7 protein-coding genes are annotated in these 11,833 nt (G+C 45.2%); 2 read left to right on the forward strand and 5 right to left on the reverse strand.

The features are described from left to right. Nucleotides 1–6: 6 nt before the first annotated feature. Together CS562_RS06565 and CS562_RS06570 are read right to left on the reverse strand one after the other, a co-directional pair. Entirely contained in the window at nucleotides 7–957 is a 951-nt protein-coding gene (locus CS562_RS06565) for an ABC transporter permease (RefSeq protein WP_076288318.1), read from the reverse strand. Nucleotides 958–1,049: 92 nt separating this feature from the next. After that, on the reverse strand, nucleotides 1,050–2,657 hold the full coding sequence (locus CS562_RS06570; RefSeq protein WP_076288317.1) for an ABC transporter substrate-binding protein: 1,608 nt from the start codon (nucleotides 2,655–2,657) through the stop codon (nucleotides 1,050–1,052). 255 nt (nucleotides 2,658–2,912) lie between these two features. Between CS562_RS06570 and CS562_RS06575 the strand changes: the two genes are divergently transcribed. Next, nucleotides 2,913–4,415, forward strand: a complete 1,503-nt coding sequence (locus CS562_RS06575) for a carboxypeptidase M32 (RefSeq protein WP_180287050.1) — start codon at nucleotides 2,913–2,915, stop codon at nucleotides 4,413–4,415. A 114-nt stretch (nucleotides 4,416–4,529) separates the two neighbouring features. On the opposite strand, the gene CS562_RS06580 is transcribed toward CS562_RS06575, so the two are convergent. The 3 genes from CS562_RS06580 to CS562_RS06590 form a co-directional block, all read right to left on the reverse strand. Continuing rightward, on the reverse strand, nucleotides 4,530–5,747 hold the full coding sequence (locus tag CS562_RS06580) for an MFS transporter (protein ID WP_099854460.1): 1,218 nt from the start codon (nucleotides 5,745–5,747) through the stop codon (nucleotides 4,530–4,532). Nucleotides 5,748–5,988: 241 nt separating this feature from the next. Then, nucleotides 5,989–9,231 carry a bifunctional cytochrome P450/NADPH--P450 reductase gene (locus CS562_RS06585; protein ID WP_099854462.1) on the reverse strand — a complete coding sequence of 1,081 codons (3,243 nt, stop codon included), beginning with the start codon at nucleotides 9,229–9,231 and terminating at the stop codon, nucleotides 5,989–5,991. A 273-nt stretch (nucleotides 9,232–9,504) separates the two neighbouring features. Further along, nucleotides 9,505–10,434 carry an NAD(P)/FAD-dependent oxidoreductase gene (locus CS562_RS06590; protein ID WP_099854464.1) on the reverse strand — a complete coding sequence of 310 codons (930 nt, stop codon included), beginning with the start codon at nucleotides 10,432–10,434 and terminating at the stop codon, nucleotides 9,505–9,507. Nucleotides 10,435–10,830: 396 nt separating this feature from the next. Here CS562_RS06590 and cyoE point away from each other — a divergent pair, with 396 nt between their 5' ends. Continuing rightward, on the forward strand, nucleotides 10,831–11,754 hold the full coding sequence (gene cyoE, locus CS562_RS06595; RefSeq protein WP_373561693.1) for a heme o synthase: 924 nt from the start codon (nucleotides 10,831–10,833) through the stop codon (nucleotides 11,752–11,754). Nucleotides 11,755–11,833: the final 79 nt, after the last annotated feature.

Genomic DNA, 11,833 nt, shown 5'->3' on the forward strand with positions numbered 1-11,833 from the left:
CCTCCTTCATCTCTTGCTTAATCGAACTCGTGGATCGACCAAACCATACAACAAATCAACGATTAGATTTACAAACACATAAGCAACCGTAACCAGCAGCACGGAACCCTGAATAACAGAGTAATCTCTTCGGCTTATCGAATTGACGATGAGCTGTCCCACTCCCGGAATATTGAATAGCGTTTCTATTACCGCAGCACCAGTAACCAGCCCACCGAATGATTCCCCAATAACTGTGAGAATAGGGATGAATGCAACGCGTAACGCGTGTGTATACACGATCGTTTTTTCTTTGACTCCCTTGGCTTTGGCGGTTTTGATAAAATTGCCAGACATCACATCCAGGATGGAGGATCTTGTCATTCGGGTAATGAGCGCTGCCTGAATGATGCCGAGCACGATGCCAGGGAGCAACAGATACTTGATATGCTGCCACAAACCCTCTGTGAGTGGTTGATACCCTGCAACGGGAAGCCAGCGCAGCTTCACGCTAAAGAACATCACCAGCAGTGATCCCAACAGAAAGCTCGGAATGGAGATTCCCAGCATGGAGAAACCCATCACCGATTGGTCCACGATGGTCCCTCTTCGCTTGACTGCTGTAATGCCAAGGAACAAGGCGAGAAACACACCAATCACCTGTGCAATGATCGCAAGGGACAATGTAGGCGCCAGTCGTTCAAAAAAAGCCTCTGTCACAGGTTTGTCCAGAAAGATGGACTCCCCCAAATTCCCGGATAACAGCCCCAGCAACCAAATGCCGAATTGCTCATAGATCGGCCTGTCCAAGCCCAGCTTGCTTCTTAGCTCATCGATATCGGCTTTGCTTGCCTCTTCACCCAGCAGAATCGCAGCGGGGTCACCTGGTGTGACATGGATAATGGAGAACACCACAATTGCTACTACAAAAAGGACAGGTATCAAGGACAATAACCGACGAACAATATATCCACCCATATGAGGGCCACCTCACTTTCCAATGGCAAACGGAAAGGCGTATTCCTGTAGTAGCGATGCTACGCCTTTTCATCCGCTGCCTTTCCTTTTAACTATTTGTTATTGGTTGTATTCCAGAAGATCGGGCCCAAAATATTCTGGAAACCACTGATATTTTTCGATAGCGCTGTAACCTGTTTGGTGTGCCCGATCTGAGAGAATGGAACTTCGGTCCATACAAATTGCTGCAATTCGTCAATGAGCGGCCTTGCGGCCTCTACTGAATCGGACGTCCGAATTCCTTGAAGTAGCTCGCTCAGTTTCTCGCTCTTCAGCAGCCCTGCTCCGCCTCCCCAGAACGCATACTGGTAGAACGTAGGCCGGAACGCATAACTCATCGGGTAGATATCCCACCCTGTACCTGTGCCGAGTTTTTCCTGCAAAGTAGGCCAATCATAGACATCCAGCTTGACCTTGACGCCAATCGACTCCAGCTCCTGCTGCAAAACAACCGCCACGTTATATTGATCCACATAATCTCTCGTCGTGAAAATTTTGATTTCTTCGCCGTTATAGCCTGCTTCCTGAAGCAGTTGCTTTGCTTTATCCGCGTTAGCTTGGCTGTACGATTCTTTGCCTGCTTCCGAATACCAGTTCGGATATTCCGGTAGAACCAGAGAGGATGTCTTCACATAAAATTGTGGATCACGGAATGCCGATGTCAGTATGTCATCCACATTCTGAACGGCATTGACAGCCTGCCGAAGTTTGACGTTCTTGAACAAGCCGTCATTACTGTTGTAGAAATATCCAATCATGCCTCCCGGACTGAGGAAGGTTTGCAAGTCGGGATTGTCCGCAATCTGCTGTTCATTATCCACAGAGATATTCAGCGCAATGTCGTATTCCCCGGAAGTAATCCCGGCAAGACGGGTTGACTCGTCTGTTACGAAGCGGAAGTACAGGTCATCGACCAGTGCTTCCTTTTTGCCACCTGCTCCATCACTCGGCTCGGCACGGGCGGAGTAATCGTCATATTTTTTCAAATGAATATACTGATCCTGCTTCCACTCCTCCAATTGAAACGGACCTGTACCGATGAATGATTTGATACCTTTATCATCTGCTTCATCAACCACTTCTTTCGGGTAGATCGCCGCTGCTGGAATCGGATCAGCAAGAAGTTGCAGTGTTAGCAGAAATGGTGTTTTCAATTGAAGTACGACGGTATATGGGTCCGTTTCTTTGGCCTCGGCACCCACAAAGTTCGCTTTACCATGACTTGACAGTTTGATCCAGCGATTCAATGAAGCAACTACGTCCTCCGCGTGCAGTTCCTTGCCATTATGAAACTTCACACCTTGGCGCAGATGGAATGTATAGGATAACTTGTCGTCGCTAATCTCATAGGATTCTGCCAGCAGCGGAATGACCTGTGCATTTTTATCCAACGTTACCAGCTGCTCATAGATCTCGCGTGAAATATCCTTGACCGCTGTATTGGAAGACACATGTGCATCCAGTGTGACTGGTTGTGTTGGATAGCCAATGTTCAGTGCCCCGCCTGTCTTGCCTTCTGCCGATGTCTGCTGTGCTGGAGTTTCACCGGTTGTTGAAGAGGCCTGTGTACTCTGCTGGCCCTCTCCACCTGAAGCGCAACCTGCCAGAAGCAGGAATGCCAGAATCATCATTAAAGCAGGCTTGGTATGTTTTCTCATCATGTAACCCCTCTCGCTCTCATGCATAATGTTAAATCCAATTTCACTGCCCTGAATGATATACAAGTGTTCATGTCGGATTAGTGAAAATTGGTATTTTTAGGCTAAGGGAACAGAGGTCTTTTGTAAAATAAGCAATCGTAATGTGTTAATTCATTTTTTGTAATCTACGAAAAAGCGTGATTCTCTGTACTTCCAACTATTCCGATGGTAATATACAACTTAAATTTCATCCTTTATCTGGAAGGAGTCATGAACATGACAACAATACAACGCTTGGATGCTGCACTTGCGGCACATATCGAGAAGATCGAACATTATAAACAGGTACAAACCCTGCTTGCCTGGGATGCTCGCACAGGGGCACCTCCAAAGGGCGCATCCTACGCCGCACGAGCCAAAGCAACATTGGCTGGAGAACTATTCAAGTTACAGACCGATTCTGATTTCGGTTTGCGATTAGAAGAAACAGCACAACAAGAGGACCTTGATGAGCTATCCAAGCGAATTATTGCAGAGCATTGGAAAACGTATAAACGCTGGAGCGCCATTCCAATAGGGGAATATCAGGCATTTGTACAGCAGCAAGGTCTTGCAAACGCCGCTTGGCTGGAAGCCAGAGCTGCCAATGATTTTTCCATTTTCGCTCCGCATTTGAAACAGATCTTCGATGCAAGCTTGAAGTTTGCCGGATACTGGGGATACGAGCAGCATGCATACGATCCACTCGTACAGCAGTTTGATCCTGACCTGGACAAGGTAACGTTGGATCGCATTTTCAGTGAGCTGAAATCTGCTCTTATACCACTGATCCGTCGCGTCACCTCTTCCGCTAAACAACCGGACACATCCATATTCAACCATCCCTTCCCACTTGAACAGCAGCGGCAGCTTGGGATCGAGCTGTTACAAGCCATTCGCTACGACTTTGATGCCGGGCAATTCGGTTCAACCGTGCACCCATTCAGTTCTGCCATCAATCCTTACGATGCACGTCTTGCAGCCAAATTTGTTGAAAATGACGTTCGCGTTTCCTTGTGGAGTGCTTTACATGAAGGAGGGCACTCACTCTATACACAGAATATTGACCCCAACCTGATACATACTGGACTTGGGATCTTCACTTCGTACGGCATTCATGAATCCCAATCGATCTTTTTCGAGAAATTCATTGGCAGACATAAAGGCTTCTGGGAAAACAACTATTTTATTTTGCAAAAAATCAAACCTGAAACGTTTGGCCATGTGAGTTTGGATGACTTTTATTTTGCTTTAAATGCAGTAAAACCGTCGTTTAACCGTTTTGAGGCCGACGAACTTACCTACAACCTGCATCTCATTATTCGGTATGAGTTGGAGCAAGCCATTATTGCTGGAGAAGTGGATTACGAAGGATTGCCTGAAGCATGGAATGATAAATATGAGGAATATCTGGGCATTCGTCCCCCGACTCATCTGGAAGGCATTTTACAGGATGGACACTGGAGCGCCGGCTTTGGATTATTCCCTTCCTATACACTTGGGTTTGTCTATGCTGCACAAATACACAAAGTCATCCGCCGCGAACTTCCCGATTATGATCATTTGATTGAATCAGATCATATTGAGACAATTACCGGATGGCTAACAACTCATATTCATCAATTTGGTAAATCAAGATCGGCGGACGAGCTAATCAAGTCCATCACCGGAAAAAGTATTGATACCGCTCCATTAATTCATTACTTAACGGAAAAATACGAGCAGCTCTACGAGTTGTAATGACTCTGTGATTCTGCAAAATAAAAAAAGCGAGGATTGATCCTCGCTTTTTTGGTGTATCATTTTTTAAATGGAATGTTGTATGACTTGTTGCTTGTTACACCCGTAACAGCTCTACCCATTTAGAATCCTCTTTTTCAAAATACGATTCACTTGCTCTGAGCTGGCTAGCATTAGGATAAGGAAAACAAGTACAACCAGAGGGAAAAATCCGATATTGGTTTTCGCAGCAAGAACGCCAAAAAGCGGAGGAAGCAATGTAGTTCCTGTGTATGCCAGTGCCATCTGGTATCCCATCAATCGGGCAGAATTCGCTTTGCCGAATCGAGCTGGAGTTTCATGAAGAAGTCCGGGATAGATGGGTGCAAGCCCCAATCCAATTAACATAAATCCAGCCAGCGCAAACGAAATGGATAATGGAAGCAGCAAGATGATTCCGCCTACAATGGCAGTCACTTGACCCGCCAGAATTAACACCCGATTTTTTATTTTTAACGTGATAAAGCCTGTTATCAACCTGCCCATCGTAATACCACCGTAGTATAAGGAGATCCATCCCGCAGCCGTTTCTGCCGAAATGTTTCTTGCTCCTACCAGATAGCTGGCTCCCCATAAACCAACCGTCGTCTCCACGCCACAATAAAACAGAAATGCAATCAGTGAGTTTTTGACTCCCTTAATCTTCAATACATTCCGTTCGGGTCTCTCCTCATGCTGTACTAACGTGTTGTCTGCTTCCCCATGATCTGATTCGTTGTTCAGACTCGCACGCTCCCGACTTGCAGCAACACGCTTCCACAACGGCAACGTGGCAAACAAAATCAGGACGAGGCAGCACTGGACGACAGCTACAGCTGTATAGCCGCTTCTCCAGGAATGATGTTCCGCAATGTAATATGACATAATAATCGGCCCTGACGTCGCGCCAACACCCCAGAAACAGTGCAGCCAGTTCATATGGTGTGCCTTGTAGTGCTCTGCGACATAATGATTCAGTGCAGCATCAACGGCGCCGGCCCCTAGACCGAGCGGAATGGCAAGAATGACGAGCCACACCAATGAAGGGGCGAAGGAAAATCCAAGGAGTGCTCCGGCAGTCAGACAACAGCTAATTAACGTAACCTTGCCTGTTCCCCATTTTTGAATCACCGTGCCACTTGCCAAGCTTGAAACGATGGTTCCCGCTGCAACGACCATTGACAGAATTCCTGCTGACCCAAACGAAGCGCCAAGTTCAGGCCACATAACGGGCCAGGCTGAACCTAGTAGGGAGTCCGGAATCCCCAGACTGATAAACGCAAGGTAGATAATGATAAGAAACCAAGTTGCCATAAATAGATCCCTTCCCTGCATATAAATTAAAAGTAAATGAAACACAATAATGCTAGTCAATTACTTTATTTATATACTTTATAAAGTTATTTTATTATACTGCGTCAAAAATTTTTCTTTGTCAATAGATCGTATCAGCCAAATTAAAACAGCCGCAGATCTGGATTAGAAACTCCGGATCTGCGGCTGTTTTTGGACATAAGAAAAAGGCGGTTTATCGCCGCCTCCATCTTAACATTTCTCAACTTACAGGAGCCTTAGCCGAATCAACGGCTCGTTTACCTGCCCACACATCCTGGACGTAACGCCCTTCCGACTGAAGCTGATTGAGCCAATTTTTCGCCTCCTGGCGGGTTGCTCCCTTCGCCTTTTGATATGCTTGCCGCAAAGTCTCTTCCACGGCGGGAGCCATAAGGCTTCCATCCCCGCATACGTAGATTTTCCCTTTGGCATCAAGCAAATGAAGTAAATCTTCGGCTTCCTGTAACATCAGATGCTGAACATACGTTTTGGGCGTACCCTCAATACGCGAAAAAGCGGTGTGCAGCCTGACGATGCCTGCCTGTTCGTATTGTTCAAGTTCTTGACGATATATGAAATCTGAATCATTCCTGCAACCAAAGAACAAATGTGCTTCACTCAGTGGCAATCCTCTCTCTTTCAGCACAGATCTGGCCTGCAGGAAACCTCTGAACGGTGCAACCCCCGTCCCTGGACCAACCATAATAATTGGAACATCCGGCTCTTCTGACAGCTCAAATCCGGACCCTGGCGTACGTACAAACATCGAAATACTCTCTCCCGTCTGGCATTCGGCCAAATAGGATGAAGCCACACCACGGAATTCACCATTGCCGCTCCATGCAGGCTCTTTCACAACGGACACCGTGATACTGGCCTGCTTGGCATTGAAGTGTGGAGAGCTGGATATGGAATAATACCTGGGCTTGAGTGGAGGCAGCATTCCAAGGAATCTTTCAAACGGCAGCTCACAGGCTTCATACTTTTCCAGCAGTTCCAGCATGGTAGTTCTGTTTTGAAGTATATGTTCCCTGTAGTTGTTTTCTTCAAGCATCGCTTCCAGCTCGCGTTTATGAGGTGGGCACACCGTATGGTTGGCCAGCTCCTGAAGCTGCGCCCTTGTAACAGGTGCTTGCAGCTCAACACAGGAATGGAGCAATTCATTCACTTTGACAGGACGGTTTAGAGGAAGATGTGTAAACTGTATTTCGTTCGAAGTTAATTGGATTTGAACCTCTCCTTTTAATCCAAAACGATGCAGGATGCGATTCACGATTTCATCTGCATTCAGGGGCAATACGCCAAGATGATCGCCTTCTTTATAGGTCATGCCTTCAGGCAGCAGCATCTCAATGTGACGTGTACTCCGCCCACTATCCATTGCCTGAAGCTCTTCATTCACCACTATAGTGGCATAGCTGGCATTGTAGGTTCGTGTAAGTGGCAGATCGGCTTTCTCGCGAACGAATTCCATTTGAAGTGTACCTCGTGAGGAGTGCTCCATCGATTCCTCGCTGATCCCCAACGCGTTTAACATCTGAGGCCACAACACCCGCTTCCACTCTTCCACTTGTTTCTCCATATCCCCGCCTGCATCGACTTCTCCCCGAGTTATCAGCCTGTTGCCTCCCAAGCTCGCAAGCTTCTCATCGACCAATCGAGGAATGCTCTGGTAGGTACCAGACCAGCTCCGATCCCCGCAGCCCAGAACTGCATAGGTCACACCTTGCACCTTCTCTGACTCGGCTTCCTTTAACCACTCGATAAATGCCGCTGCATTTTGCGGAGGTTTACCATTATACGAAGCTGTCACGATGAGAACGATCCCCTTATTGGGCAGACGGCCAATCCATTCATTCAATGCTGCGGCTTCGCTTGGAATTCCATAGGTACGGGCTTTCTCTGCAAAAACTCTGGCAATGCCTTCTGCCGTCCCCAGATTGGAGCCATATAGTACCAGTAATGTTGGATTGGCATTTACCGGAGTTGAAGTCGTCATAGATTCCATAATAGGGCTATGACCAGTTACATTTGTATGAATACCCTGATTCGGCTTTTCATTCGAGGGTGCAACAGAAGCAATCAGTTTCGATGATACAGTACGTACTCTCACCTGAATTCGAAAATCGCCTGGTTTTAACGTTAACGTTTGTTTCACATCCAACTTATAATCACTATAGTCAACCAGTTCAAAATGTTTTAGTACCATACCGAGTACAAGGGTTGCTTCATATAGAGCAAACTGCATACCGATACATGCTCTCTCCCCATTGCCAAACGGTTTATACGCATGATGAGGCACTTGAGTCGTATCTTCAAAACGTTCCGGCCGGAATAGCTCTGCATCCTCTCCCCAGGCTCCTTTGTCACGGTGAAGCTGAGGCAGAAGAATACTACAGCTCTCCCCTTTTTTCAGCGGATATTTGCCACCGATGACAGTGTCTTCTTTGGCATAGACGTCAAATCCGGGAGCGGTTGGCCATAGACGCAGCGATTCACTGAGAATCATGCGGATATATGGGAGCTGAAGGATTTCCTCGTACTGTGGAGAGTCACTTACCAACACCCGATCCACCTCATCATGGGCCTTTTGAAGTGCTTCTGAATTGTTCAGCAAAAAATAAAGGGCAAAAGATAACAAACCACTCGTCGTTTCATGTCCGGCTATGAGGAACGTAATAATCTGATACCTAATATTCTCATCGTCCAGCGTTTCTCCGGTTTCCGGATCTTTGCCATTCAGCATACGAGCGAGCAAGTCAACCTCTTCAGGAGCAGCACTTGCTTTACGTTCCTCAATAATCTGATCGACCAATGAGAACATCGTTTGGATGTCTTCCTCGAACTGTCGCTTGGTTTTCACCATCAGCAGATTTTGGATTTTCAAGCGTGAGCTTTTTTGCATAGCCTCATTTAATGCACGAACCATACTTTCGATAAAAGGACTGTGATCCTGTCTGTAAAAGCTGTTAAATCGATAATTGAAACCACACAGTCCAATGGTATCCAGCGTAAGACGTGTCATGTCATCTGCTACATCAATGGTGTCGTTGGAATTCAAACGTGCCCATTTGTTTATCAATTGTTCGGCTATGTCGACCATCATCGGATGATAACCCTTCATCGCCTGTTTACTAAAGGTGGGAAGCAAAATATTATGTGCCTTTTTCCAGTTTGGCTCGGATGTTCTGCTTGTAAATAAACCATCACCTCCAAAGGCACGTACATTCTCGAGTTCATTGTATACAAATTTATCAAATCGAGATACGTCACATAATTCAGCTACCAGATCTGGGCCAGATACGATCAAACCGGAATAACCAGGAACAGTCAGTCGATATATCGGTCCATACTCCTCAGCTAATTTCCCAAGGGACAATGTTGGTTTCTCTTTATCAATCAAGGGCAGATTCCCGAGTGGTCCATACATTTTGGGCTGTGGAACGTTAGTTGCAATACTCATTTTAAACACCCTCTCCCAGAGTTTAAAATGATAGTATTATCTATCATTTGATACAATAATAAACCGTAAACAAATGAAAATCAAATATTGGGTTTATGACAAAAACGGTCGGAACTAGTCCACTTATCGATGGAGAAGAACTAATAAAGATCTACTAAAAGATGATTAAACACAAAAAGGGAATTGCTTTTTTGCATTCCCTTTTTGATCAGATCTATTTTGTTGACTTATCGTTTGTGCAAAGTACTGGACAAGAAATTGTACATCGTAATTCTACGGGTTTAAATGTTTACCGCGCTCATCCCAGGCTTCCATATTAAGTTCACTGTTAATCGTTACAGCGGTTAATGCACCAAGGGACGCCGCAGTAATGGCCTGGTACAACTCCGATGCTGCATCTCCAGCGCTGAACAGACCCGGTACGGTTGTTTTGCCGAAATCATCTACAACGACTGTACCCGCATCCGTAACCTCACAGCCTATCGTCTGCGGAAGTTCTGATCCAGCCGTTAGTTTCGGTCCAAAGAAAATCCCGGTGCACGAGATTTCGGTACCATCTTCTAACACCACTTGCTGCACCATACCATCGCTTGATTCAATAGATTGAATTGGAGAGTCCCATATCGGGACACCATGCTGCTTCAATTCCTCCCTCTGCTCATCCGTCAATTCATCAGGTCCATTCGTGCAAATGGTAAACTCGCTTGTCCAGCCCGAGATCGTCTTGGCCATATGAAATGCCTTGGCTCCATTCACAATGATGACAAGCCGTTGATCTCTTAATTCCCAACCATCGCAATAAGGGCAGACAAAAGCACTCTTGCCATATACCTCTTTCAACCCGTTAATATCTAGAGGAAGGTCTTTTTTTCCAACTGCAAACAAAATTTTCTTTGTGCGATAGACTTCTCCTTGGGCCGTTGTAACTTGAAAATCACCATCTGTTCCTGTCACTGAAGTCGCTGTGTCCCCTGCAAAATGAACGGACGGAAAAGCGCTAATCTGTTCTTTCGCAACCTTCCGAAATTCACGTGGACTTGCACCATCTCTTGTCAGGAAACCGTGTGTTTCACGCGTAACCCAATTACGTGGGCGTTCATCATCTATGACCACAACATGTTTGCGAGCTCGTCCTAGTACAAGTGCAGCATTAAGACCTGCTGGTCCTCCGCCTATAATTAATACATCCATCTTTTGATCCATATTTAACACCCTTTCCAGATATTTAATATCCTTTATCGTTACAAAAAAAGCCCTATACTGATTACATCTTGTCTCTGCAACTGTTCTTTAATAGAAACAATGCAAGACGAGATCACTTAATACAATTAAAGATCTCTTATATCTACAATAAACAAATAATGCTCAACATGCAAGAAAAATATGCTTCTCTTGTTATCCCTGCTATTTGGTTTCAATGACCTGTATCACAGAAAATCATTTTTAACAATTAAAAAAAACCTTGTTTTTAAATTGTTCACAATCAAATGACATTATTTTAAATACTAAATCGTTAATTAATTCACATACTGTATTGAGTGCTATAATAAAACCACGAGATATATAAGTATAGATATAGGAAGTGAGTTCTTGAAAACATTGAATAAAGGGGCACGGCCCGAAATCAGCCTGGAGTATACTAGCTCGATTCCGAAAGTATTTTTTGATACGATCAAGATCGGAATCATCAAATCCAATCTGATCGCCATGTTTGCCGGTTTAAGTTTGGCTTTGTATGTATTTGATGCATCTATTTTAGCAAATATTGTACCCATTATCCTCTCTGTTATCGGGTCTTCCCTGATTATTGGAGCGGCCGGGGTGTTTAACAATTTGTATGATCGGGATATCGATGCGATCATGGAACGCACCAAAACACGCCCAACGGTAACTGGTCGTGTAGATACCAAAACAGGTTTGATCCTCGGTATTGCTATTACGATTATCGGGGGCATCATGTTGTATATCGCTTCCCCTTCGGCAGCCGTATTCGGCATATTGGGACTGTTGTTGTACGTGTTCCCTTATACCATGTGGACCAAGCGGACAACGGTATACAATACGGAAGTAGGAAGTCTTTCAGGTGCTGTTCCTCCACTTATCGGTTGGGCAGCCATTTCACCAGAGCTGGGTCATTATGAAATTTGGGCTTTGGTTGTTACCATGCTGTTGTGGCAGATGCCTCACTTCTATGGCATTGCCATCCGGAGATTTGATGAATACAAAGCGGCTGGCGTTCCGATGCTTCCTGTTGTAAAAGGTATCAGACGAACATACATCCAGACGAATGTTTATCTGGTATTGTTGTTGTTCTCCAGCTTCTTGTTCTGGCCGATGAGTCCGTTCATTGCCATTGTTGCGTTTCTGGTAAGTTTAGCTTGGCTTATTCTTAGTGTGGCAACTTTCGATAAGAAAGAAACCAAGAAATGGTCGCATAAAATGTTTATTTTCTCCATTAATCACATCACGATTATCTTCCTGGTCATCATTGCGTATTCATTGATTGCACCGCTGATCAAATAAAGATTGACCAAATGAGCAATAATAAAAGCCGTACAGATCTCAACTCTTTCCAAAAGAGTTGTCTGTACGGCTTTTTTCA

This window comes from Paenibacillus sp. LK1, assembly GCF_002750415.1.
Classification (GTDB): domain Bacteria; phylum Bacillota; class Bacilli; order Paenibacillales; family Paenibacillaceae; genus Paenibacillus; species Paenibacillus taichungensis.

What these genes read in the sequence shown, in the direction of transcription:
- CS562_RS06570 (WP_076288317.1), bottom strand. Translation starts at nt 2,657, where the DNA reads ATGATGAGAAAACATACCAAGCCTGCTTTAATGATGATTCTGGCATTC.
- CS562_RS06590 (WP_099854464.1), bottom strand. Translation starts at nt 10,434, where the DNA reads ATGGATCAAAAGATGGATGTATTAATTATAGGCGGAGGACCAGCAGGT.
- CS562_RS06580 (WP_099854460.1), bottom strand. Translation starts at nt 5,747, where the DNA reads ATGGCAACTTGGTTTCTTATCATTATCTACCTTGCGTTTATCAGTCTG.
- CS562_RS06575 (WP_180287050.1), top strand. Translation starts at nt 2,913, where the DNA reads ATGACAACAATACAACGCTTGGATGCTGCACTTGCGGCACATATCGAG.
- CS562_RS06565 (WP_076288318.1), bottom strand. Translation starts at nt 957, where the DNA reads ATGGGTGGATATATTGTTCGTCGGTTATTGTCCTTGATACCTGTCCTT.
- CS562_RS06585 (WP_099854462.1), bottom strand. Translation starts at nt 9,231, where the DNA reads ATGAGTATTGCAACTAACGTTCCACAGCCCAAAATGTATGGACCACTC.